The organism is Paenibacillus sp. CF095, from assembly GCF_900101225.1.
Classification (GTDB): domain Bacteria; phylum Bacillota; class Bacilli; order Paenibacillales; family Paenibacillaceae; genus Paenibacillus.
In genome coordinates this window covers 1455084-1480970 of record NZ_FMZN01000001.1, presented here as the reverse complement: position 1 = coordinate 1480970, position 25887 = coordinate 1455084, and the positions used below count along the sequence as shown (strand labels likewise).

At 47.7% G+C, this 25887-nt stretch carries 20 protein-coding genes; 4 read left to right on the top strand and 16 right to left on the bottom strand.

Annotation, left to right across the window (positions count from 1 at the left end; translation table 11 throughout):
* Positions 1–12: 12 nt before the first annotated feature.
* The 6 genes from BLS69_RS06555 to BLS69_RS06530 form a co-directional block, all read right to left on the bottom strand.
* Positions 13–1986 carry a hydantoinase B/oxoprolinase family protein gene (locus BLS69_RS06555; RefSeq protein WP_091029586.1) on the bottom strand — a complete coding sequence of 658 codons (1974 nt, stop codon included), beginning with the start codon at positions 1984–1986 and terminating at the stop codon, positions 13–15.
* A complete protein-coding gene (locus tag BLS69_RS06550; protein ID WP_091029585.1) occupies positions 1983–4031 on the bottom strand; it encodes a hydantoinase/oxoprolinase family protein in 2049 nt (682 codons plus the stop codon). The genes BLS69_RS06555 and BLS69_RS06550 overlap by 4 nt, the downstream gene beginning before the upstream one ends.
* 41 nt (positions 4032–4072) lie before the next feature.
* On the bottom strand, positions 4073–4801 hold the full coding sequence (locus BLS69_RS06545; RefSeq protein WP_245838229.1) for an FCD domain-containing protein: 729 nt from the start codon (positions 4799–4801) through the stop codon (positions 4073–4075).
* 289 nt (positions 4802–5090) lie between these two features.
* Entirely contained in the window at positions 5091–5753 is a 663-nt protein-coding gene (locus BLS69_RS06540) for a class II aldolase/adducin family protein (protein ID WP_091029583.1), read from the bottom strand.
* Positions 5754–5823: 70 nt separating this feature from the next.
* Positions 5824–7314: a rhamnulokinase gene (locus tag BLS69_RS06535; RefSeq protein WP_091029580.1), complete on the bottom strand. Its 1491-nt coding sequence runs from the start codon at positions 7312–7314 to the stop codon at positions 5824–5826.
* Between the two features lie 124 nt (positions 7315–7438).
* Complete coding sequence (locus BLS69_RS06530) at positions 7439–9229, bottom strand: L-fucose isomerase (RefSeq protein WP_091029578.1); 1791 nt, start codon at positions 9227–9229, stop codon at positions 7439–7441.
* A gap of 412 nt (positions 9230–9641) precedes the next feature.
* Here BLS69_RS06530 and BLS69_RS06525 point away from each other — a divergent pair, with 412 nt between their 5' ends.
* A complete protein-coding gene (locus tag BLS69_RS06525) occupies positions 9642–10658 on the top strand; it encodes a LacI family DNA-binding transcriptional regulator (RefSeq protein WP_091029576.1) in 1017 nt (338 codons plus the stop codon).
* Between the two features lie 229 nt (positions 10659–10887).
* Here BLS69_RS06525 and BLS69_RS06520 read toward each other — a convergent pair whose 3' ends face one another.
* From BLS69_RS06520 to BLS69_RS06510, 3 genes are read right to left on the bottom strand one after another with little or no spacing between them, the layout of a single operon-like run.
* Positions 10888–11781, bottom strand: a complete 894-nt coding sequence (locus BLS69_RS06520; protein ID WP_091029575.1) for an NAD-dependent epimerase/dehydratase family protein — start codon at positions 11779–11781, stop codon at positions 10888–10890.
* A gap of 21 nt (positions 11782–11802) precedes the next feature.
* Entirely contained in the window at positions 11803–12564 is a 762-nt protein-coding gene (locus BLS69_RS06515) for an SAM-dependent methyltransferase (RefSeq protein ID WP_256332242.1), read from the bottom strand.
* A gap of 30 nt (positions 12565–12594) precedes the next feature.
* Positions 12595–13575 (bottom strand): Gfo/Idh/MocA family protein, encoded by a 981-nt coding sequence (locus BLS69_RS06510; protein ID WP_091029572.1) that lies wholly within the window; start codon positions 13573–13575, stop codon positions 12595–12597.
* A gap of 380 nt (positions 13576–13955) precedes the next feature.
* On the opposite strand from BLS69_RS06510, the gene BLS69_RS06505 reads away from it, so the two are divergent.
* Together BLS69_RS06505 and BLS69_RS06500 are read left to right on the top strand one after the other, a co-directional pair.
* The gene (locus BLS69_RS06505; protein WP_256332241.1) at positions 13956–14540 is read left to right on the top strand and encodes a bifunctional transcriptional activator/DNA repair enzyme AdaA; all 585 of its coding nucleotides are present in this window, start codon (positions 13956–13958) and stop codon (positions 14538–14540) included.
* Positions 14537–15355: an SPL family radical SAM protein gene (locus tag BLS69_RS06500; protein ID WP_091029571.1), complete on the top strand. Its 819-nt coding sequence runs from the start codon at positions 14537–14539 to the stop codon at positions 15353–15355. The genes BLS69_RS06505 and BLS69_RS06500 overlap by 4 nt, the downstream gene beginning before the upstream one ends.
* Before the next feature lie 166 nt (positions 15356–15521).
* On the opposite strand, the gene BLS69_RS06495 is transcribed toward BLS69_RS06500, so the two are convergent.
* From BLS69_RS06495 to BLS69_RS06470, 6 genes are all read right to left on the bottom strand, one after another.
* Entirely contained in the window at positions 15522–16628 is a 1107-nt protein-coding gene (locus BLS69_RS06495) for a Gfo/Idh/MocA family protein (RefSeq protein WP_091029568.1), read from the bottom strand.
* Between the two features lie 96 nt (positions 16629–16724).
* The gene (locus tag BLS69_RS06490) at positions 16725–17450 is read right to left on the bottom strand and encodes a ThuA domain-containing protein (RefSeq protein ID WP_076217226.1); all 726 of its coding nucleotides are present in this window, start codon (positions 17448–17450) and stop codon (positions 16725–16727) included.
* Positions 17451–17520: 70 nt separating this feature from the next.
* The gene (locus BLS69_RS06485) at positions 17521–18693 is read right to left on the bottom strand and encodes a Gfo/Idh/MocA family protein (RefSeq protein WP_091029566.1); all 1173 of its coding nucleotides are present in this window, start codon (positions 18691–18693) and stop codon (positions 17521–17523) included.
* A 54-nt stretch (positions 18694–18747) separates the two neighbouring features.
* Complete coding sequence (locus tag BLS69_RS06480; protein ID WP_091029564.1) at positions 18748–19797, bottom strand: LacI family DNA-binding transcriptional regulator; 1050 nt, start codon at positions 19795–19797, stop codon at positions 18748–18750.
* A 279-nt stretch (positions 19798–20076) separates the two neighbouring features.
* Positions 20077–21159, bottom strand: a complete 1083-nt coding sequence (gene glpX, locus BLS69_RS06475) for a class II fructose-bisphosphatase (protein WP_091029562.1) — start codon at positions 21157–21159, stop codon at positions 20077–20079.
* 690 nt (positions 21160–21849) lie between these two features.
* Positions 21850–22371, bottom strand: a complete 522-nt coding sequence (locus BLS69_RS06470) for a spermidine/spermine N(1)-acetyltransferase (protein WP_091029559.1) — start codon at positions 22369–22371, stop codon at positions 21850–21852.
* 123 nt (positions 22372–22494) lie between these two features.
* Here BLS69_RS06470 and BLS69_RS06465 point away from each other — a divergent pair, with 123 nt between their 5' ends.
* Positions 22495–23139 carry a YczE/YyaS/YitT family protein gene (locus BLS69_RS06465; RefSeq protein WP_091029556.1) on the top strand — a complete coding sequence of 215 codons (645 nt, stop codon included), beginning with the start codon at positions 22495–22497 and terminating at the stop codon, positions 23137–23139.
* Positions 23140–23221: 82 nt separating this feature from the next.
* On the opposite strand, the gene BLS69_RS06460 is transcribed toward BLS69_RS06465, so the two are convergent.
* The gene (locus BLS69_RS06460; protein ID WP_091029554.1) at positions 23222–25801 is read right to left on the bottom strand and encodes a X2-like carbohydrate binding domain-containing protein; all 2580 of its coding nucleotides are present in this window, start codon (positions 25799–25801) and stop codon (positions 23222–23224) included.
* Positions 25802–25887 lie beyond the last annotated feature (86 nt).

Here is a 25887-nt window from a genome sequence, read left to right as displayed (position 1 = left end):
CCATACACTTGATCAATGCAACCCTATTTGCTGGCGTAAACCTTCCATAATGTCGGATATCTCCCGTGGATCTACAGATAGGGAATCCTTATACTTCTCCTCTACAACGCCCATGGTCTGACGCTTCAGGTAGTCTCTCAGTGCCAGCGGAACATTCAGCAAGGCCTGATTCAGCGTTACCTGCATCTCATCGCTCCATATGTCTTCAAATTGCTCCCGCGCTTTGCCATAGGCGAATTCCTCCTGCTGCCGTGGTCGCTTGGCTCGCATTAGTTCGGTATCGCTCTCGTTCAGCTCCAGGCCGTCAATCACAACACCGTATAACTCAAGGGCTTTCTCCGGGGATACTAGCCCCCTTCTTACATCCTCCAGAACTAGGCGTGGGTCACGTTCAAGTGGATCACCATATCCGCCTCCGCCTTGCGACAAGAACGTAACCGTTTCTCCAGGTTGAAGCAACAGCTCATCAATTCTTCCCAGATGATCCTCACTTGCACGTCCAGCATTGAGAATCGCTTCTCCATGTGAACCTACGCCACCACCGAGCCTGCCCCAAGGCTGAAACTCCATACGTTCCATGTTTCTGGCCGTCATCACCGTATCCGGTGTTAGAATTCTGACACATAAATCAATCCCACTTCCACCGCGGAAGGTTCCTGCACCTGCCGAGTCGGCACGAAGACCATAATGTTCGATCAACACAGGCATCTCGGATTCCACCGTTTCCACAGGAATATTCCGAAGATGACCGACCGCAAAATCCATGCCATCAATGCCGTCTTTCATCGGCCTAGCTCCCGAACCTCCGCAGATCGGCTGAATCACACCAACCTTTTTCTTGCCATCGGATGCATCTGTCATCGCCATCATGACGATGCAGGCTTGTCCAGCTCCTGCCGCGGGAACCATACTGCCCTGAGCTTTTCCCAAAGCACCCGTGATGACGTCCATAAGCCGGATAAAGGTCGCAGCACGTGCCCCAACTGCTGCCATCGGCTCCGGGTTAAGTACGGAAGCAGGCGGCGCGTAATTTCGCACCATGCGAATCATGCCCGAATTCCAAGGAATGGTCGGATCGAGCGTACGGAAATAACGAATAAGTGCGGGCACCAGCATGTAATGCCCCTGTTGGTTGTGGGTGGGAATGTTGAATGAAGCCCTGACCTGAGGATCGGTGCCGCTAAAGTCCAGATGAATGTCACTGCCTGCGATCGTCATTTTGCAGCGTAACCGGATAGGATATCCCCCTGGTCCTTTCTCCAGGTAGTCCCAGAAGTCATAGGAACCGTCCGGGATATCCTGCACGATAGCACGTGCCTTCAACTCGGCGTATTCCAGCAATTGTTCGATGCCCTGCTGAATTTTTTTCATGCCATAACGTGCAATGAGTTCCTCAAGCCGCTGCTCTCCCCGATTCAATGCAGCCATAAGTGCTTTGAGATCACCGAGATTTTGCTCCGGAATTCGGCTGTTGTCCAGAAACATGCTCAGGATCTGCTCGTTCAGAACACCAGCTTCATACAGCTTGACTGGTGCGATTCGAATGCCTTCCATATGAATATCGTAGGCGCTGGGAGATACGCTCCCCGGTACCTTGCCGCCCACATCGGATGAATGAACAAAGCACATGCCGTAAGCGATGATTCGCCCTTCGTGAAAATAAGGCTTGATGAGATGAATGTCTGGAAGGTGTGTGACCATGCCTTTAGTGGAATAAGGATCATTACATATGACGAGATCCCCTTCTTTCCAGTCTTCTATGCTGTTAATGGTCGCAGCAGCAGGGATGCCCAGGGACAGATTGTAACCCGTCTCCAGCGGTGACCCGAACGTTTCCCCGGATGGAGATAAGAGGTAGGTTCCAAAATCGCCCGTTTCTTTGACAAAAGCGGTGAATCCTGTGCGCAGAACAACATTCGCCATTTCTTCCACGGCAGCTTGAATCCGGTTGTTAAAAATCTCAAGAAAGACCTTGTCGCCGATCATGCTTCCACCTCCCCAATCACGTTCCCGTGGCCATCCCGGTATACTTTATATCCAGGCGGGATAAAGATCGTTGTATCATATTCCTCCACAATAACGGGCCCAGGGATGGGAGCATCCACCGATGGAATCTGTCCCCTTTTCAGTACCTTGGCTGTCTGCTGTACATGGTCAAAGGTTATGATCCTTTCTTCTGCTGTACTCTCATCGAATGGCAAATCTGCCGGAGCTACCGTGTTATGGGTAGGCAAAACACCAACAATGGTCGCTCTGAGACTTACAAACATAACCTCTGCCTCTGGCTGACTAATGCCAAACACGTTTTGGTAAGACGTATGGAATTTAATCCCTGCCTTCTTGGGATCTTCAATTTCTTCCAATGTCAGCGTGACCTCGAGATCAAAGGCCTGTCCCTCATATCGCATATCCGCACTGTATAGGCAATAAATATTGTCCAGCTTGACACCACCACGGGCTTCCTCATCGACCCAGCTACGTCCCTGGTTTTCCAATTCAGTGAAAAGAGATCTTAATTCACCAGACTCCAGAGTCTGGGTACTTTTGTGTAACGTATGAACGAAATCATTGCGAAGATTGGCAACCGTGCAGCCCATGGCACACAATGTTCCCGGAGATGGCGGGATCAGTACTCTGCCGATACCTACCTCGCGTGCCATCAAAAAAGCATGCATCGGACCAGCTCCACCATATGCGAGCAACGTAAAATCGCGGGGATCAACACCCTTGCGAGCCATGAGGGGAGAAAACTGGGCGTACATATTGGCAGTTGCCACATCAAGAATGGCTTGTGCAGTCTGTTCGGCATTCAGTCCAAGCTTCTCTCCCAGATTGCCCAGAGTACGCTCTGCAAGTTCGGGATACAGACGCATTTGTCCCCCAAGGAAACGGTCAGCGTGCAGGATACCGAGCTGTAGATAAGCATCTGTGGTTGTCGGCTCTTCTCCCCCACGCTGATAACAGGCTGGACCGGGGTTGGCTCCCGCGCTGCGTGGCCCCACCTTGAGTACGCCTACGGAATCAAGCCAGGCAATTGAACCACCACCTGCTCCTATAGCCGTTACATCAACAGCAGGAATGATAACAGGAAAATCACCAACTTTGTTCTCGGATGAATAGGCTGGTTCTTTGTCAATGAGAGCAACATCCACGCTTGTCCCACCCATGTCAAATGTGATGACCTGATGAATCCCAGCTCGTTCAGCGATATGGGTCGCGGCGATTACACCGGAAGCAGGCCCGGATAGGAGCGTGCGTACCGGCTCATTGGCCGCTCTGGCAGCCGTCATAATTCCACCGTTGGACATGGTCGACAGCAAGTTGGCTTTGAGGCCGTATGCCTGAATCCCTTCTTGCAGACGCAGGAAGTAAGACCCCATTCGTTCACCTACATAAGCATTCATGGCCGTTGCGAGTGTTCGTTCGAACTCACGCTGTTGTGGCCAGATGGCGCTGCTTCGGCAGATGAACAGTTGCGGATAACGTTCCCTGATCAGATCTTCCGCAAGCTGCTCATGAGCAGGATTCACATAAGCATGTAAAAAACTGATCGCCAAAGCAGTAACGCCATCTTCTACCAGCTCATCCACCGCTTGCAGCAGCTGTTCCTGATTCAGTGGCTGAAGTATCCCCCCACTTGCAATCACCCGTTCATCAACTTCCTTGACACGATGTCTCGGTACTAACGCATCTGTCTTGTCACCGTACAGATTGGTTGTATCCTCAAGTCGCAACCGCCGGATTTCAAGAATATCGCGGAATCCTTTAGTGACCAGCAGACCTGTAACCGCACCATTTCGTTCGATTAACGTGTTGACGCCAAGTGTTGTTCCATGCACAAATAGATCAATCTCACGAATGTTCACACCATTCGCCTTGAGTTGATCAAGTGCGTTAAAAATCGCCTGTTCCGGAGCTGTTGCAATCGATGGCGTCTTGAGCGCCGCAATCACGCTGCCCTGATGGTCCATCACCAGCGCATCCGTGAAAGTACCTCCGATATCTATGCCTAAACGGTAGATTGTGTCCACAAGCTCAACTCCTTTATCACAGGGTCTCATTCTAAGGTAAGTTATTGATTTTGCATGGCGAAATAACGTTTGACATCATCGATCATTTGGTTGATATGATTCACCATTGCCGCTTCAGCCTGCTCCGGAGAGCCTGCTACTATAGCATCCAGAATCTGCTGATGATCCACAACTAATTCACTTCCTACTCTCCGGCGAATATACGCGGTTTCCAGAAAATCGCGGCTTGTCTCCCATACCAGTTCAACCGCGTGCAGAAGAATTTGGTTTTGCGCAGCATAAGCCAGCAATCTGTGAAACTCCCGGTCCTCCTCGTATGGTATAATATTCTTGGAAAGCAATTCATGCTGGTTGGCAATAGATGCTTGCAACAGTACTATGTATTCTTTCGAGGCACGTTGTGCTGCCAGGGAAGCGATCTCCCGCTCAAGTGCCCTTCTGGCAACGAGAACATCTAGCAGAGCCTTTTCCCCGGAATGGTTCAGCATCTGAATTAACTGTGAATTCACGCTTTGTTGCTGCAAATCTTTTTCCAACGTCTTCATTCGATCCAGACCCTGTTCGGTCAAAGTCCTTCCCTTGCGACCTTCCAGAACTGTAAAACCTTCAACATCCATCTCCATAAGTCTTCTTCCGATGGTTGCCTGACTCAGACCATACGTTTTGCCCAAAGTATGAACCAACGTACTGGCCCCGATGGGAGCATTAGCGTCTCGAAGCTGCTTTAGCAGTTCGTATTCCAACTCCATTTCGTTTAGCTCAGGACCCACTGATTTCACCCCTCTTAGATACTTAATTGTTTTTTAATCTTCTTCGTAGTTGTTACTCACTGATGATTAACGTTAGTATACCTTGCAGACATCACAATTTCAACAATTCTCATCAAATTAGTACGAATTATTTCCTCAGCTATACTCTGCGCTTTTTCAAATCAAAATTAAAATTAAAAAAGAGCATTTCACATCCTTTATTCCAGCGTTTAACTGAAGGATGCAATCTGCCCTTAACGTAGCAATATTTTAAAATCACGAATGTAATCATTAATACTCAAATCAGGTATCAGGACTTGAGTTGTTGCAGCAACTGCACACGATAGGCTTCACTTTCAAGGGATTGAATTTCCTTATATTCTTCAGCAGTTAACACCTTGGGTTCCCCGGCTGCCTTGGCGATCATATATACCTTCGCGCTTTCTTCCACGACCTGGGTGCGGTAATAGGCTTCACGGAGGTTTTTCCCCGTTGTGACCAATCCGTGATTGACGAGAATGAGTGCCGTATGTTCTTCTACCTTGGCTGAGACTGCATCGGCAAGTTGTTTCGTCGTTGGCAGAACATATGGAACAAACCCGATATCGCCCACCAATGCTGACTGATCAGGGAACAAGTGTGGCAATTCATCAAAAACAAGACTAAGTGCGATCGTATATGCCGGATGCGTATGCACAATGGCTTGGATATCAGGATTGACACGATAACTGTACAGATGCATCAATACTTCGGAAGACGGACGAGTTGATCCAGCGCTAGTCGCCCCTGTCTCGATATCAATGGCGATCCATTCGTCAGGCTCCAGATCCTCAAGTGCATAACCACTCGGAGACAACAACATCGTTCCCCCAGAGCGAGCGCTCAGATTCCCACCAGGTCCTACCACCAACCCTTGGGCAACTGCTCTGCGAGCATATTTCGTCAACTCTTCCCTTACTTGCTGTTCAGACATGTTGCTCACCACTCCTCATACTTTTCTTTTTAGCATTTTGAGTCAATGCTCATTGCATTGACTCTGTTCATTACCTTTTGATTTGATTCAGACTTTGGTAGTTTTCATAAGCTTCCTGCCACAGCTCTGTATCCTCAGGTTCGTAGGTCTCAGGGGAAAAGGAAGCAGCCATGACCTCCCGTACCTCGGCCAAGCTACTCACTTCACCATGTGCAAGGAATTGCAGCATGCAATTTCCCGCTGAAGTCGCCTCTGCCGGCCCTGCCACCACCGGTACACCGGCTGCATTGGCTGTAAACTGGCACAATAGTCGATTGTGCACACCGCCACCAACCATATGAATGACACGAGGTCTTGTACCTGTAATCAACTGCAGTTCATCCAGCGTTTGTCTGAATTCCAGTGCAAGACTTTCCAGAATGCAGCGTACAATCGCTCCAGTCGTTTTGGGTACAGTCTGTCCGGTGAGACTACATTGTTGCCGTATTCGTTCAGCCATATTTCCTGGCGCCAAATACACGCCATCTCCCGGCGATACATAACTTTGATGCGGCGTTGCCAAGGTAGCCAATTGAATCAGTTCTTCATGTGTAAAAAGTTGATTCTCCCGCTCCCACTGTCGTTTGCATTCCTGTAGCAGCCATAAGCCTGAACGATTTTTCAGGGTGCGTACTTTTCCACTTACCGTCCCTTCGTTGGTGAATCCCAATGCACGACTTCGGTCATCCAATACAGGTGTATCACGCTCCACCCCCATAAGAGACCAGGTACCACAGCTGATAAAAGCGAAATCCGAATCATTCGCAGGGATTGCTGCCAAGGCAGATGCCGTATCATGTGAGCCCACAGAGACTACCTGCATCGGTCCAGTCCGTAACTCGGCGCACAACTCATTCGTTAGATTGCCCAGCACGGTACCGGGTTGAACGAGTTTTGGAAATAATGTTTCCGGTATACCGAGACGCCCGATCAGGTTTTCATTCCAACGCATCTCGCCTGCATGCAACAGCCCGCTGGTACTTGCAATCGTATACTCACAAGCCTGCTGACCAGATAGATAATAGTGAAATAAATCCGGCATAAATAACATGCGTACATCCGGACGCAAACTTTCGGCCTGCTCTCGAACACTGCCTAGCAGTTGGAATACCGTATTGATCTGCTGCGGCAAAACCCCGGACATGGCATACAGTTCTTCTTCTTTCACCATGTACAGAACCTCTTCCATCCACTGCTCATTGCGTGCTTCCCGATAGTGACGTGGGTTCGAGCACAACCTTCCGTCACCATCCACCAGTCCATAGTCCACTCCCCACGTATCCACAGCTATAGAACGGACCGATGGAGAGACGCCTTGCGTCCCTTTCACAATGCCTTGTTTTAATTCATGAAAAAGTCGCAAGAAATCCCAATACAATCCGTCCCCCAGCTGCACGGGTTCATTGTTGAATCGATGCACTTCTTGTAACGAGAGTCTGCTTCCATCAAAAGAACCCCGGACTACGCGTCCACTCCCAGCGCCGTAATCAGAAGCAAGCACATGTGTTGCTTGATTGCCCATTCTACCAAGCCTCCTTAACTCTACGCGATAAGCCGTATTCGAGTTCTGAACACAGCTTTCAAGAGAACGCCATGTTACCTCATTTCACAAGGAACATGGCGTTTGACAGGAATGGAACTTTATTTTAACGATACAACGGGCCAAACACACTGCAAGCACGGTAGTCTGCACTCTCCGGCTCACTTGTGCCGAACAATCCCCATGCACGCGGACGGAAAATTTCCGTTTCAGGGACATTATGCATATTGACCGGTATGCGAAGCATGGAAGCAAGTGTAATCAGATCAGCACCGATGTGTCCGTACGAGATGGAGCCATGGTTGGCGCCCCATTGATTCATGACCTCGTATACGGAAGTAAACGCTCCCGATCCGGTTAGAACAGGAGCAAACCAGGTGGATGGCCAGGTTGGGTCTGTCCGCTGATCCAGCGTATCATGCACATCTTCAGGCAGATCGACCGTGAAACCCTGAGCGATTTGCAGCACGGGTCCCAGTCCTTTGACCAGATTCAGACGTGTCATCGTTACAGGCATGCCACCTTTGGTCAGGAAATCCGCTGAATAGCCGCCACCGCGGAAATACTCTACGGATGCCGGTCTCCACGATGTTGCTTTCAGGCAGCCCTGAACTTCCTCATCTGTAATTTCCCAGAAAGGCTTAAGGACAGGCTTCCCGTCTCTGGACTGTTGTCCTGTGCCATCCAAAGCTGCGGAACCGGAGTTAATCAGATGCAGAATGCCATCCTTCGCGTTTCCTTCCAACTGGTGCCCCGTCACACGCTGTACTGAATCCGGGCTCCAATACGTACGCACATCAGCGAAGATCTGTGCCGTATGTGTCAGCAGCGAACCGAATAACATCGATACCCCGTTCAGGCTGTCATTCTCCGTTGCAACCAGATAAGGCGCACGTTTGCCATTCCAGTCAAAGGAAGAATTTAATATCGACTCCAGAAAATCTCCGTTCGGAGAATGATCCGTCCACTGCCGTTGTCCCTGGAAGCCGGATACAATTGCGTGGTGACCCATCGATTCCTCTGTAAACCCAAGCTCTGCCAATCTTGGATTGCCAGCCATCAAGTCACGCACGATTTGGGTCATTTTCACAACCGTTTCCCATTCGTACTCTTTGCGTTTACGATCTGTTTGCAGATGGGCAGCGTTGTTGTCCGGACCTTCGCTACAATTCTCCTTCACCCAGGCCAGTGCGAGCTTATACTCCTCAGGATCGTAGATTTCTTCTTCGATCCGGCGAGTGAGTTCGCTCATATCCACGTATTCATTGCGCATGCCCAGATACTCCTGGAAAAATGAATCGTTCACAATCGAGCCTGCGATCCCCATGGATACCGATCCAATGGACAGATACGCTTGCCCTTTCAAGGTAGCGGCAGCAAGCCCCGCACGGCTGAACCGGAGCAATTTCTCACGCACATCATCGGGAATGGTTGTATCCCCTCCGTCTTGAACATCCTCTCCATAGATTCCAAAGGCAGGAATCCCCTTCTGTGCATGGGCAGAGAGAACTGCCGCCAGATATACAGCACCCGGACGTTCAGTTCCGTTAAAACCCCAGATAGCTGTTGGAGTGGATGGCGACATATCCATCGTTTCCGTACCATAACACCAGCACGGTGTCACGGTAATCGTTACGCCCACGTTGGAACGGCTGAATAGTTCTGATGCTGCGGCCGCTTCGGCCACTCCGCCAATACAAGTCTCGGCCACAACACATTCCACCGCGGACCCGTCAGGATAACGCAGTTCGGCTGCAAGCAGTTCCGCAACAGATGTCGCCATCCGCATCGTTTGCTCTTCCAGTGACTCCCGAACACCCTTGCGTCTTCCATCAATCGTGGGACGAATACCAATCTTGGGGAAAGCCTGCTTATAACGATAATCCTGATGTGTCATACTGGAATGTCCTCCTTCAATTCGTTTCATAGAATTTGGGTTGAATTGAGAAACCTTCTGTCTGATCCATATGCATTGATTGGAATGAGATAATGACGGAATTACAACCGATACCCGAGTGGCACACAAGAGCTACATACACAGATTATCAAGAGCACTACTTGAGTGTTGAATGCGTTTACATATTTTTAAAAATAACAATAAACCACTTCATCAATTAGCTATGTATGTAGTTCCTCTATTCAGAAAATGGAACGTGCATGAGCGAATTCAACGAAATGGTTTATGTAGTAAATACGTTTAGAACCCTTCAGGGTTATCGGTAACCCTAACATAGCATGAGCCTATCTTGCTGTCAATTGGCATTATCCTATAGAATGGTAAGACTATGTTGCGGAAAGGTTAGATTCTAATGATTACCATTTACGATATTGCCAAAAAAGCCAACGTCTCCGCCATGACGGTGTCCAAGGTCATTAATCATAAAGGCCGCATAAGTTCCGCGACACGTGAACGTGTGCAACAGGTGATCGACGAACTGGGTTACATCCCGAACTCCAATGCACGCAGCCTTGTGCTTCAACGAACCCAGATGCTCTCTCTGCTCATTACGGATATTACCAACCCTTTTTATACAACACTGGCGCGTGGTGCTGAAGATGCAGCCCATCTTCGTGGGTACCGTCTTTTATTCGGCAATAGTGACGAGGATTACAAGAAGGAAAAGGATTACGTTGATGCGATTCTGTCTACTCGTGTGGACGGTGTACTCTATGCCCCTGCGGGGGATCGTTCTCTTCCTCATCTGAAACAGCTGCAGGAACGTCACATTCCGTTTGTCTTTCTGGACCGCACCGTACCTGGCATTACGTCAGATATGATTGCCGGAGATAGCCGGGAAGGCGCGATTGAGCTGATCCGCTACCTGGTGCAATTGGGGCACCGGCGCATTGCACTGGTCAATGGTTCTTCTGAGGTTTCTACCGCCAGACTGCGGGAGGAAGGTTATGTAGCGGGTTTGCGTGAGGTCGGAGCTGATATCGATCCCGAGCTTATGCTTCGAACCGGGTACCGGGATTTCAGTGATGACGAAGGACTGGATCTACTACTCTCTCAACCGGAGCAACCAACAGCCATTTTTGCAGCCAACAACATGCTGGCGATTGGGGTCATTCGGCTTTTGCGTAAAAGGGGACTACGTGTGCCAGAAGACATCTCTGTTGTGTGCTTCGACGATCTGGATCTGGCTTCGGCCTTCGATCCTTTCCTGACCGTAGCTGCACAGCCCGCATATGAATTTGGGTTTCAGGGAGTACAGATGCTGATTGACCGGATTGAGGGCAAGGCTCCTTCCCAAGCCCAAACCGTCATTTTACCGTCAGAATTGCGCATACGTGCTTCAGCCACTGCTCCACGTGAGCAAGAATAGAGTTAAGCGCGTGAGTTGACTAAATATTATCGTGTAAATGATTAGTCCCACTTATCTAGATTAGGTCCCGTTCAAATTCGAAAAATGTACAACATAAACAGGGTGCACCGGAGATTACGCTCTGGTTGCACCCTGTTTGATGTTCATTCGTTAGAATGACCCGTTCGTCTGGACCGATTGGTTCGTCAGGTTCATTCAATTTCATTTTGGTTCCATCCAAGCCGATATTCTACCGCTCCGACTGTAATGCAAGAGCGACCTCACGAACGAGTCCCGGGAACCAGTCCATCAGAGGTTCGAACGTATAACCTGCTTGTTCTGCCTTGGTCGTCTCCATCGTCCATGATTGCTCAATTCCGAAGGGGGACATGTCCTCTTTTACGGTTTCCGTGAGGATCTGGGACTGCATACCCGTGACTGTCTCGATCAGATGTATCATGGCTGACAGCGTAATCGCACCCTTGGAAGCTGCATTCACCGGACCAGTAATGGACGAATGTCCAAGCCAAGCGAGAAATCTTGCCGCTTCGGTGGAATTGATAAATCCAATCTCCGCATCCGGATTTGGCATTCCAATCGGTTTTCCTTTTTGCACATGTTCAATATGAAAATGAAGTCTTCTCGTATAATCATCAATCCCGAGTACAATGGGAATGCGCATCGCCACAACCGGGAAATCCGCTTCCTGGAAAAATACAGCCTCCGCAAGCCGTTTGCCTTCTCCATACGAAAAATCCGCCGCACTCCCATACTGTAATGGATATGTATACGGGTCAAAATCCGTTTCCTTAAATCCAGGTCTGGGATCACCGTACACCGAGAGTGTGGATGTCAGAACGTATCTTTTGGTGCGACCTGCAAAAGCTTCACATGCCGCTTTCGCCCCATCCGGTGAATAACAGATATTGTCGTACACAACATCCCACATGTCTGTCTGCGCAACCTCTGCCAGAGATTCCGGGTCTTCACGATCCATCTTGATTCGGTTTACTTCGGGTCCGAAGTCAACATCCGTTTTACCACGAGTTGCGACTGTGATCTGAGACTTCCCTTCCCACAGCAAGTGATCCACCAGACGTTTACCAAAAAAACGTGTACCCCCAAGTATAAGAACTTTATTCATCCAAAAAACCTCCTATCTTGTTCAATTATGTTTAATAATTTGAAGCATGGTGTGAGCATTCCGTTGAAACTCATATGAAGTTGGTTCTTCGGATACCGTGCACCCACGCTCTTCGAGTATTAATTTTAATTCATCCATGTGTTTGTAACGTTCGCCAGACAGATCAACTGTTGGAAAAATGCGAACTTCTCGTTTGCTCACACGCAGTAGTTCCATCACGGTTGCAAGATGAAAATCAACATCCAATCGATCCGCATACGTAAACAGGAAATGGGCGGATAACGTCAGATCGAATTGTTCATCCGCAAAGGGTAGATCCGGGAGCACAGACGCCACATAACGGTCAGGAAACATTCTCATATCTGCGACGCAATCTGTAATGGCACGAGGTCGCTCTTCCTTTAACCCCTGGATTGATCCAAATTGATCCCACACATATATGCCTTGCACCGGTTCCATCTGTTTCATCGTATGCTCAATGTTTTGAAATCCCTTTACTTCAAGCTCGTCGATCTCGTATTTGTAGGCCATATCCACGGCCACGGGATTAGCACCCAACTTGCGCGCCTGGCTACTGAACGAACACGCTCCACCTGGACAATCCAGAATGGACTTGCCTGTAAGATCCTCCACAGTCAGGTTGAACATCTTCATATATTCCTCGAAGGTTCTTCCTATGAAAACAATTTGTTTCAGTTCCAAACCACCAGAATCATTGAACTCCTGATCTTCTCGGCTGTTCTTCTGACGCTCTCTACTGTTGCTCTGCTCATCTCTACTCATCTCGTCTCAGCTTCCTTTCCTGCGCTTGAATCAATCGTTAGGGAACACAAGCCCAATCTGCTTCCGAATCTGATCCATGACCTGCATCGTAACATAGGAGCGTTCATATGTGTTCATGTCAGACTCCTTTTTGCCTTCCTGAACCAGATTCACGAACTCCTCCACTTCATAATACATCGCCGGATGGTTTTGTTCGACTGTGAGCTGCTCCACCGTACCGTCATTGTATCGTATCTCTGCATGTTCCGGTGAGCCAATCTTGTCAATGATGATGCTGCCCAGTTCCCCCATAATTTCGCTTGGTACATGAGAGTTGGAGATTTTGGAGTATGTAACGACCGCATCCATCCCATCATAGTCCAGCAGCACACTGCCTTGTCCATCCACGCCGGATTCCAGCATCATCGCTTGGGACTGAACCCGGTTAGGTGCACCGAACAATGTAATCAATGGATAGAGACAATACACACCGAGATCCATTAACGCCCCATTAGCGAGTTCAGGTTTGAACGCGTTCAGGACGATGCCTTCTTTGTACTTGTCGTAACGCGAAGAATACTGAGAGTATCCTGCTACGTATTTGCGGACAGGACCGATTTTATGCAGGTTAGACTGCACCATTTTGAACTGGGGAACAAGAGTAGATTTCATCGCTTCCATGAGCAGAACCTGATGTTCTCGTGCTGTATCGATAATACTCCGAACTTCGGCGCTATTTGCAGCCAGAGGTTTCTCGCACAATACGTGTTTACCGTTTCTCAGAAAAAGCTCAGCCTGCTCTGCATGAACCGTATTCGGTGTTGCAATGTAGACTGCATCAATCACATCACTTGCCGCCAACTCTTCCAGATCGGTGAAGCGGTGTTCAACATCATATTTATCTGCGAATGCATTAGCCTTATCTTCAGTTCTTGAATACACGGCGGTTAATTTGAATCCTTCAACCTGTGCTGCGGCTTCAAGAAGCCTTTCTGTAATCCAGTTAGTACCCACTACGCCAAAACGAACCATGCCTACCTACCTCTTTCATCTATAAATTTCATTTGAGTTCTATATGAGTTCAACTAAAGAATATTTACACTTACTACTCCGATGACAGAATAACCTTCCGATCGCTGTTATCCCCAGATTTTTTTTTAATTCCCTTCTTCAAAGGGAAAATCCGGGGATAAAGGCGAACGCTTCTTCACGTTATTTCTGTCCTCTCCATTTTCGTGTAGAAAGTTTTAGTTGAACCTATATAACCTTTATACCATCCTGTATATTGTAGCTCATATTTCGTTCAGATTGAAGGAAGGTACTTTATCCCAGATATTGATATCTTGCTTTTTAAGTTGAAACTTCGTCAATCCCTTGGAATCAGGGGTATAATTAGAGATGAGGTGATCACCGTGGAAAGTCCAGATCAAGATACCATACTGCCCGAATCTATAGATAAAAAATACTGGCATGCCATCATCCACAACGATAATTCTTATGATGGAACGTTCTTTTACGGCGTGCAGACAACGGGCATTTTCTGCCGACCTTCCTGTAAGTCCAGAGCACCCAAAGCTGAAAATGTGCTGATATTTCAACATGTTGAAGAAGCGTTGGCACGAAAGTTCAGACCCTGTAAACGTTGCAAACCAACAGGCGAGCGGGTACCTGATCAGGAGTGGATATACGGGATCACGGATTACATCGAACATCATTATGCCGAACCTCTAACCTTGGATGTCCTTGCCACCGTAAGTCATGGCAGTCCTTATCATCTGCATCGTGTGTTCAAGCGGATTACAGGCCGCACACCGGTTCAATATATACAGGAAAAACGAATCACCGAAGCCCGGAAGTTGCTTGAACATACCGGACACACCGTCACCGAGATTGGTCGCCATGTCGGTATACCCAACTCAGCTTATTTCATTACTGTATTTCGCAAATATACAGGTCTCACACCTGCACATTACCGTGAAAGGCATGAGAACTTATGAAGACAAATCTTACTTACAAAGTACCCAAAACGTTACTCAACAAGGGGACAGGGTTCCTTAATGGCTATACACATACGCTGAATCCTTACACAGGCTGCGCCTTTGGTTGTTCCTATTGTTATGTCAGACAGATGCCTGTCTCCTTATTTCGTAAAGAGGATTGGGGAAGCTGGGTTGATGTGAAACAGGAGGCTTCCCGAGTGTTCGCCAAAGAATTACAGCGTGCCCTGAGGAAAGGGAAAGTCACTCTTTTCATGTCATCCAGTACCGACCCATATCAACCCGCCGAATACAAGGAGTGTATCACGCGTTCATTACTTGAAACGATGGTACAGTATCCACCCGATTTTGTATTAGTCCAGACCCGCAGTCCACTGGTTACACGGGATATAGATCTGCTACAGCAGTTAGGTGACCGGGTTCGGGTCAGCATGACGGTGGAAACGGATCTGGACGATATGCGCAAGCATTTCAGTCCTTCTGCTCCCCCGATTGCAGGCCGATTACGTGCATTGGAACAGTTGCGAGATGCCGGAATACCCACACAGGTTGCGATTGCTCCTGTATTACCCAGCAGTGAACAGTTTGCGGCCATATTGAGACCTCTGGTTCAACGTGTATGCATTGACGATTATTTCATGGGCGATGGCAGTGAGGGCAAGCGCACCCGTCGACTCGGTATGGAGTCGCTCTATCAGCAAGTGGGGATGGAGCATTGGTATCATCCAGATGCGTATCAGACTGTGGTTCAGCGGATGAAAGACTATTTTGCCGAGGATGAAATCTGGATCAGTCAGGCGGGATTTGAGCCCTAAATGGCTATATAAATTGAACTAAAGAATATTACACTGGACATTCCAATGACAGAACAACCTTCGATCCGCTGTTATCCCCAGATTTTTTGAATTAATAAAAAACAGCCCCTTTCCTTGTTCGAAGGAAAAGGGGCTGTTCGTCATGATATAAAGCATAATGGCTATCTTATTTATCCAATGTATACAATGGCAGGTCCACCGGCAACGCAGCCGGGCGCTGACATGAACTTTTCATCTGGTAGAATGTCTGTTCATCTGATGAATCATGGAATGCCCACATGGCCTCAAGAACATGGTATGCCAGTTCCCCACTTGCCCGGTGTGCACGTCCGCTATTAGCTGCATAGGCCATATCTGCCACACCAATCCCGCGTGTATTTTCCTGATACCCTGGGAGAAGCGGAACTTCCGTCCATTCATGTTCACCCAGCAAGCGGTAACGAACTGGACCACCAAAGGTATTGGGGTCAGGTACCTGCAATGTACCGTGCGTGCCATATATCTCAATCGGTGGCAATGCACTTCCGCCAAATACGTCAAAACTTGTAATCAGTGTGCCAATGGCTCCCTGTTCAAACTGTAACAGACCGGTAACGTGTGTTGGAATTTCAACGGAAACCGTTTGGCCTCTCTTTTTCTCACTTGTAATCGTCCGCTCTTCCATCGCTTTACCTGTCATACCCGCAATCGACTTGATCGGGCCCATCAGTTGAACCAATGCCGTGAGGTAGTACGGACCCATGTCAAACATTGGCCCACCACCAGAGGCGTAATAAAACTCCGGATCGGGATGCCAGTGCTCATGACCACGGCTCATCATAAATGCGGTCGCCGCCACCGGCTTGCCGATCACCCCTTCCTCCACCAATTGAAGTGAAGTCTGGATGCCTGAACCAAAGAACGTTTCTGGTGCACAGCCCACGAGCAATCCTTTACGCTTCGCTGTTTCGAGCACGGCCTGCCCTTCTTCACGGGTAACAGCGAGTGGTTTTTCTACATAAACATGTTTACCAGATTCAAGTGCCCGCAAGCATACATCCGCATGAACGGAAGGAATGGTCAGGTTGATGATCAGCTCAATCTCGGGATCAGCCAAGATTTCGTCGACGCTGTATACGTTAGGCACGTTATAGGCAGCAGCCTGCTCTTCGGCACGTTTCCGATCAAGATCCGCAACAGCAACAAGTTCCAGCACCTCGAACCGGTGACAGTTTTCCATATAAATACCGCTGATTTTACCGCAGCCAATAATGCCTACTTTCATTGTTTTCATGCCTGGGGCTCCCTTCGCCGTGGATCAGAAATGGTTTATCCATTGAGGATGAATGGTTAACACTGAAGTTACGTTTGCAATCAAACTACAATCTCATTAGTTCTGGTTGTCCGCCATACCTGTGTACACTTCGGTTGCTGAACTTACTCGACTCTTGGCAAGTTCTTTACCTGCTGCTGTCCATTTGAATCCACTGCGCATCATTTCAGTCACGGGTTTCATGTCTACAATGTCTGCATGGTGTCCCAGGGAGTTGTAGAATACCCGTCCTGCGCCCCAGCGTTTCGTCCAGACAACAGGCATATCTACGGGGCCATTCGCCGCATGCGGACCAGTCACCACTGGGAAACGAGTTGTTGCCAACACTTCCACTGCCGGGTCTACGTGCAGGTAGTACTGTTCACTTTTTACCTGAAAATCTTCAATATGATCCAATAACGGGCTAGAGCCACGCTTCATGTTTACCATGTACTCCACACCATCATTGCCTGGATGAGCAACCCATTGTCCACCCGTCATAAACTGCCAGTCTACGTTATTTCGGAAGGCATCACACATCCCGCCATGAAGACCAGCCAAGCCCACACCGCTCTGAACAGCCGCTGATACGTTATTGACGAGTTCTTGCTCAATCTGTCCCATTGTCCACAACGGCACGATCAGATCCAGACCCATCAGCTTCTCTGCATCCGCATAAGATTCCAACGTATTTGAGACTTCAACCTCGAACTGCTCTTCCTTCAAAATACGTTCAAAAATCGCTGCTACCTGCTCCGGTTCATGTCCATCCCAGCCGCCCCATACAATCAGTGCTTTACTCATCGTTTATTCACTCGCTCTCGCCTAGTTTAGTTGTGTTCAACCTTATTTCTGACGTCACTGTCTTGCTTGCTCACATCTCTTCAAGCGTCACCCAGCGCCGTTCTGTTACCGAACGTTCTACCGCTTCCAGTACAGCCTGACAAGCGACCCCATCGTGGAAACTCGGTGATGGTTGGCGTCCTTCAGAGATTGCTGTTACTAGCTCCAGCATTTCATGGGTGAACGTGTGCTCGAATCCAATCGTATGTCCGGCAGGCCACCAAGCTTCAGCATATTTATGTGCCGGATCGGTCGCCAGTACACGGCGGAATCCCTGTACGTCCTCTTCATCCTTTGTAAAATACACTTCCAGTTCGTTCATCCGTTCAAAATCAAATCGTACACTGCCGAGACTGCCGTTAATCTCAAACGAGTTTGTACTCCGATGCCCCGCTGCAAAACGTGTAGCCTCGAAGCTGCCCAGCGCACCTCCTGCGAATCGTGCCAGGAATAACGTAGCGTCGTCGACAGTCACTTCTCCTTTCGGTGCATCCGCATTCGAACTGCCCTTTGCACTCAGACCGGTCATCTCAGCTGCAAGCGGTCGTTCTTTGATAAATGTTTCGCTCATGCCGATGACTTCCTGGAATTCACCAACAAGGAAACGAGCCAGGTCGATTAAATGCGCGCCCAGATCCCCGTGGGAACCGGAGCCAGCCACTTCTTTTTGCAAACGCCATACCAGCGGGAACGAAGGGTCCATGATCCAGTCTTGAAGGAAAAACGCACGGAAATGATAGATTTTACCCAGTCGTCCACTCTCCACCAGATCTTTGGCCAACTGCACCGCTGGTGAGAAACGATAATTGAACCCGACCATATGTGCGACTCCAGCATCCTCCGCTGCCTGAAGCATCTCACGCGAATCCGCAAGCGACAGGGCCAGTGGTTTCTCACAAAACAGATGTTTACCCTGACGAGCTGCTTCCAACGCAATTTCCTTATGGGCATCACTTGGTGCATTAATATCAATCAGATCGATATCATCCCGCTTCACTAGTTCACGCCAATCAGTCACACTTTCGGACCAGCCGAACTGATTCGCTGCCTCCTGTACTCCCTGCTCGTTACGTCCGCAGATCACAGACATCTCAGGCTGCAGCGGAGCAGACGGGAAAAACATCGGCAGACAGCGATAGGCATTACTGTGGGCCTTCCCCATAAACTTGTATCCAACCATTCCGACACGAAGACGATTTGACATGGTCATTTCCTCCTTTGGAATAATAAAAAGTCTTTCAATATGTGTACCAATAAACTATTGACGGATAGAAGAAGCACGGATGATCAGTTCGGTAGGCAACAACGCTCTCGCTGATTCGGTTACCGCTACAACAGAGTTACTCGCTTTATGTGTGTCACCCACAGACCCATGCATAAGCTTCGATGCTGCAAGTTCACCCATTTCAAAAAATGGAACCCTGACGCTGCTCAGCGGCGGAACCGCCATCTCAGCGGCATCGGAGTCGTCATAACCCACAAATGCCGGAAAATCCTCCACCCGGATTCCCCGCTCACGCAAACCATGCATGACCCCAATAGCCATCCGGTCATTGGCCGCAAATACAGCATCAATCTCATGTAACCGATCTGCTACAAACGCTGCCGCCTCAATCCCACTTCGTCTACTATAATTCCCCTCAAGCAACAGACTCGGGTCCAGATCCATACCTGCTTCTTGCAGGCCAAGACGGACACCTTCCATTCGCTCCTGGCTGTTGGAATAGCTGTCTGGACCATTGAGAAAAGCGATTTTGCGATACCCTTGATCAGTAAGATGACGTATGGCAAGCCTGCTTCCTTCCACATGATCCGCATCCACTTCCGTGAACGATTGGCCCTCAAAATGCTGATTCATGACACAGAACGGGTGTCCTTCCCGGTGAAGCTGCTGCATGGCCGCCAGTTCTTCATGATCATCTCGGGCACCAAGGATAATGCAGGCGTCCACTTTCTGCCGCCGGAACAGATCCGTATAATTCATCACTTCACCGGGTGTCCGGAACATAACCAGCAGGTCCATGCCATTGTCTCTGGCTTTGCTTCCAATCCCACTCAGCATTTCCGAGAAAAAATACGCCGAGAACAGATGCGCCTTCGGAACATAAGGCAATACTACGCCAAGGTTCCCGCTTTTACTTCTGGCAAAACTGCGAGCAAGAGCGCTGGGCACATAGCCTAACTGTTCGGAAGCTTCAAGAACCTTGCGGCGTGTCTCTTCTTTAATAGGACCTACCCCATTAAGCACCCGGGAGACCGTCGCCTCGGAAACACCCGCAAGATCAGCCACTTCTTTACGAGATGCCATGAATTTCACCCCTTTCTAGCTCACCTATTAAAGATGTAATAATTAAAAATCAATATTTATGTACGCGCGTACATTTTCTCATGCCGTGTAACCGTTGTCAATGCTTTTAACACAAAAAAATAATGAGGGTTTGGATTAATCCAAGCCCTCATTATTATCTTACCAGAGATGGTACTTTCAATGATTCAAGCACCTGTAATCTTAGGGGTTCAAGTTACTTATCAAACTCAATAAAACGATTTCAGTTGATCCTATTTGTTCAATTATGGGGAGTGCAGCTCATAACGTCGTTGTAACGCCAAGATCAACGGAGGATTGACTAAATTCAGCCTGTTCCATTGTTTTCACATGACTCGGAATGCGATCCGAGGGTTCTGGCGTGGATTGGAGCTGTCTTACTTTGTGCAGAACTTCTTTGTTAGGAAGGAAGTGTTGGGAACGAATAAACCGAATTGTTTTGGTTTTGGCGCGCATGACAATCGAATCCGTCTCGGCACGATCATCCGCAAGATACCGTACCCCTCCCAAGATCTCACCTGGTGTCACACCTGTTGCAGCAAAAATGACGTCCTCTGTGCCAATCATATCCTGCATCGTTAACACTTTGTAAGGATTATCAATCCCCATCTGCAGGCAGCGCTGGAATTCGTCCGCGTTGGCAGGCATCAGGCGACCTTGAATCTCACCCCCAAGGCAAGATAGCGCTGCGGCAGCCAGCACACCTTCTGGCGCTCCTCCAGATCCGACATAGAGATCAATACCCGCCTCGGGGAAGGCCGGTGCCATCGCACCCGCAACATCACCGTCACTGAGGAACTTGATCCGCACGCCAACCTTGCGCAGGGTCTTAATTGTGCTCTCATGTCGTACACGATCCAGAATCATCACAGTGAGATCCGAGATGTTTTTGTTCAATGCGGCAGCGGCTTTCTCCAGTGTGACTTCAACCGGGTCTTCAATGCTAACTTTGCCTACAAGTGCAGGCCCTACCGCCAGTTTCTCCATATACATGTCCGGTGCGTGGAGCAGGTTACCTTTTCCCGCCACTGCAATAACCGATAGAGCGTTGTTTAGTCCTTTGGCTACGATTTCTGTACCTTCGAGCGGGTCTACAGCCACGTCAACCTCAGGCCCCTCAGCGTTGCCCACTTCCTCGCCGATGTACAACATGGGTGCTTCATCCATTTCTCCTTCACCGATTACCACCGTGCCGCGAATGGACACGGAATCGAACATGGCGCGCATGGCCAAAGTAGCCGCTTCATCTGCACTGTTCTTGTCGCCTCTTCCCATCCAGGGTGCTGAAGCTAACGCAGCCAATTCTGTTACTCTGACAATTTCCAACGCCAGTTCGCGTTCCATTTTTCCCACTTCCTTTCCAATTTCCAAAAGCATAACGTGAAAGCGGTACTAAATCCATCGCAAATCCATATGAAATTGATCTATAAAAGGCGTAGTAGCGCCTTTTGAACGATTTATACCTTATTTATCCAATTAATATTTTGATCAATTTCGCTTTTTTTTCGGCTGGTTTTAAGAGTCCAATCCTCCTGATTTATTACTTGAAATATTAATTTTATTTTCCATTTTCCGCTCTAAAACTAAATAATTCAACATGGTGGATTAACACGTCCGTTTCATGTGCAAAAAGTTCTTTTAACATGAGGTATATACAACTTATATACTGATTATTAAGAACGTAACGCTATCTAATAGCCTACAAACGAAAACGATTTTCGACTGGCGGCCCAAACGCAGAAATAAACTAATAAACTGCAATGATAATCCTTGAGATCAGCCTGCTCCCTTGACGGTTATTGAGCTAATTTATACAGTCAATTATGTATTAATCAGGCCTTTAACTTTTGCTAAAGCCATAGATGCAGATTATGAGGGGCATCGAAAATAATAAGTTTACATAATATTTATTATGTATTATTTTTCATCAATTTCTTCATTTTATGGCTCAACGGTTCTGATAAAACATAAAAAAGCCCGAAAGAATTCTGCTCAATAGCATGTTTCTCCCAAGCTTTTCCCTCAATGATCCAGTTACAGTAGCGTTTTGGTCATTATAAAATCAATCTGTTCCTCATCTCCCATGTAAAAAGCATGGGCACCTGTCTGTACAAACCCCATCTTTTCATAAAATGCGATGGCATTTTCATTTTTCTCCCACACGCCTAACCAAATATTCGTTTTGTGATGTTCTGTTGCCATCTCTATGGCTTTATGGAGTAGCACTTTACCAAGGCCATGTTTTTGGAACTCTTTCTTGATGTACACCCGCTCGATCTCAAGGGATTCCACGCCCATCTTCTCAGACTGAGCATCATTGTTGATATTTACCTTCATGTACCCTGCCACTTTATGGTTGACATAAATAAAAAGAAATTGTGAACCCGCAACGGACAGTTCCGTTTCCAATTGCTCCCGATTAAACGCCTTTTCCAGATAAGCTTTCATATTTTCGGGTGAATTTTGCGCTTTAAACGTTTCATTAAACGTCTCATAACTAATCTCCTGCAGTTCACATACATGTTCAATGGTACATATCTCTATACGAATCGTCATCTATATTCACATTCCTTTAACAAGTTAATCGTTTGTTGCAAATGTACTAAAAAAGGGTTACATTGAATTTAGCTCAATTTTGTTGTATTTGCAACATAATTTCTAAAAAAGAGGTCGAATGAATTGAAATATGTACTTTTTGTCGCAGGTATTCTAATCTTAACACTTGGCATTTCCCTTACCATCCAATCTGAACTGGGTACCTCTCCGTTTGATGCACTTCTGGTAGGGCTGTCACATCATGTAGGGCTTAGTGTAGGTAGCTGGGAGGTCATCATTGCTTTCCTATTAATTGGATGTAATTCGCTTTTGAAGCAGCAAAAACCCGAGTTTCTGGGGCTCATCACCGCATTCATTACTGGTGTGGGGATTGATATCTGGCTTTATGTATCTGATTCCTTGATCACACCCGAAGTTTGGTACAGCAAATTAATGACTTTTGTCATTGGTTTAGTGATCATAAGTATCGGCACGGCAATTTATTTACAGACCAATTTTGCACCCATTCCGATTGACCGCTTAACATTAATCTTGCTTGAAATCACTCGAACTCCCTTATTTGTATCGAGAACATTCATTTACCTTGTATTTTTAATTCTGGCGTTTCTGCTCAGTGGACCGATCGGGCTTGGAACGTTGATAACCGTATGTTGTGCAGGTGTGCTTCTTCAGTTCATTATGGGCCATACGAAAAGGATAATAGATCGCATATTAACAGACATGGATACATCGTCACATACTAAAAGTGAAAAAGAACATTCGGTCTAATCGGTGTACTCCTTCTACACCATAAAAAGGCTGGATCAGAGGTTCAATCCCTGATCCAGCCCATTAAACGTGCTATCTGCCTTTACGGCTCAATTCCCCATACCAGCTGACCGTTCACATACCCGGTAACCTTATCATGGTTTGCGAACTGACTACCGGATGCCTTGAACGAGTAATCATTAGTCTGTGTGTAATTCGTCCAATTGTTTTTGGAAAAGCGTGTTTGAATCTCTGCGCTCTGGCCCGCATTCAGTGATCCCGCCGCACTTGTAAAGCCCACTTCAAGATAATGATCCGCACCGGCAACTGGAGTCGCCAGTTTAACGAATTGGCTGGTTACATTCGCACTACCCATACTGGCCCAGTCGGACCAGAAACTCTGAGCTTCCTCCCCGTCAATTGTATAGTAATACCGGATTTTTACATCACTTAGCGGAATAGCCGAATTGCCTGAGTTGACCAACTTAAACTTGGGTGATACGCCGTTGGTCGATGCACTTGTATTGCCGTTAAAAGCTTGAATCGTCAAATCCCCTGCTGGCACAATAACCGTGCTGTCTACGACGTTCACCGTTAACACAGCGTCATTTCCTCCATTGAAGTGAAAGGTCAATACGTTCTGGCCCAGCGGAAGCGTGGCAAGATAGGATTTATTCAGAACAACAGCAGAGCTGGATGCTGTATAATTCTGACCCGCTACAAGCGTAACATTCCCCTTTGTGATGCTTGTAAGCTGACGGCCGTTTAAGGTGAGAGATACGGTAATATCCTGCGCGGGATTCGTCGCTTTATCAAATGTTGCATTCACAGGTGAAATCGCAGCATTTGTACTCGGTGTTGAATCCACAATTTTGACTTTTAACACAGGGTCCTGGCCTTGATTAAAATCTAGAACAATCGAATGCTCACCAACTGGCAGGGTTGCCAGATAAGCTTTTTTCAGCAGCAATGTGTTTCCGTTCAAGGTATAGTCTGTCGTTGCGGTCAATGCATTGTTGCCTGCCCGGAGAGCAGTTAGCGTATTGCCGTTTGCATTCACGGTTACTGTTTTATCGCTTTGATTGGGTGTGTATTTGTCAAATTCAACGTTTCCAGGTGTGATGGATGCACTGGGGTTGGGATTGTTAACCTTTAGATTTGGCAGCTCATCCAACGTAATGACATAATCACTTTGATAAAGCGTTTTCAATGTTGCCGGGTAATTAAAAGCTGAACTCATCAGATGCTCGCCATACCAAGGGCAGAAGTACAGCCATCCTGATTTCTCCTCGGTCAGATTTTTCACGCTTGGAATCGTGTCGTTCTCCGTCATGGCTACCATTTTCGTACCACCTGTCAACTCAACAAGCTTATAGAAAATCGAGGTAATCGCATCCTCATTCGGTACGCCAGACAAACCGTCATAACGGTTGTAGATCGTATTGTATTTATCATATCCCACCAGATCTACCTGATCATCACCCGGATACCAGGCAGGAGAAGTGCTGTATACGTAGCTGTTGTATGTCCAGATCAGATTATGCAAGCCATACGTCTCGGTCAATTCGGTATAAAGCAGATCCCATAGCTCTTTGTACACTTCTGCGCCTGCCGAAGCCCACCAGAACCATGCACCTTCCCCGTTCAGTCCGCCGTTGCCTTCTGCTTCATGATATGGACGGAACAGAACCGGCACGTTGTTGTCCTGCAAAATTAACAGTTGTTCTGCCAGATCCTCAATGGTCATCATCACGTATTGATACTCTTTCGTACCGGGAATTACCGCATTGGCTGTATTAAAATTCGTTTCTGTTGGCTTGTAGGTAGCCTCTTTCCAATCCACAAAGTCCCCGAGCTCATACGTATTGAAATTACGAGGCACATTGATATGCCAGGAAGCTGTTGCAATACCTTCACGGTTATTCACCCAATCAATCATGCGATCGGTTGTACCGTCCTCCCAACCATACAACGGATTATAGTTCATCAGATCAAAGCCACGGATTGCCGGATACTTTCCAGTCAGATCATGAATCCATTCGAATTCAAGCTCCGAATCTCCGTCATTCCCTCCTCCATAGATCTCTTGCTGACCAGAAATAATATTGTTTCCGTATACCTCCGTTAAATAATTCATCAAAATTTGAGTTTCCGGTGTAGCTTCAGGATCAGTGAGAACTGGCTGCACATTCAAGGGGTCCAGATCCGCATGATCCACTGTAAAAGTATCAAAATACGCGAAGCCCCAGCCAGCCTTTAGCTCAATCGTGTTGGTCCCCTGATTCAGCTTGTGAAAGCCAAAATCGAAGTCTGACCATGTTGTTGTGTAAGGCAGCATATACGCCCCTTTCGTAACACCATTCACGATTAAATTTTGTGACCTGCCATCTGCACTGAGCTCCTGCATATATCGTGTGGAGATCGCGTACATGCCGGTTTCCGGGACAGTAACTGTGAAGGTTAATGTGCCAGAGTTCTGCATCCAGACAAATCCGGCACCTGAGAATCCGGGCTTGGGTTGCCCATAGATTGAAGTAACCACTTGAAGATCCGGGGTGAGCTGCGCATCTTCGCTTTCGATGGTGAACAATGGTGTGTCTGCATGAACGGGCGCTGTCATTAATCCAATCAGTAGGGCCAATGCCAGCATCATTGCGGTTGCCTTTTTGAGCAAATTTTTCATCAATTCCATCTTCCTTCCCAAGTGAAATATGATAATGAAATGTCAATGAACCCATTCATGATGGCGCTTTCATTTTAAACATAGCA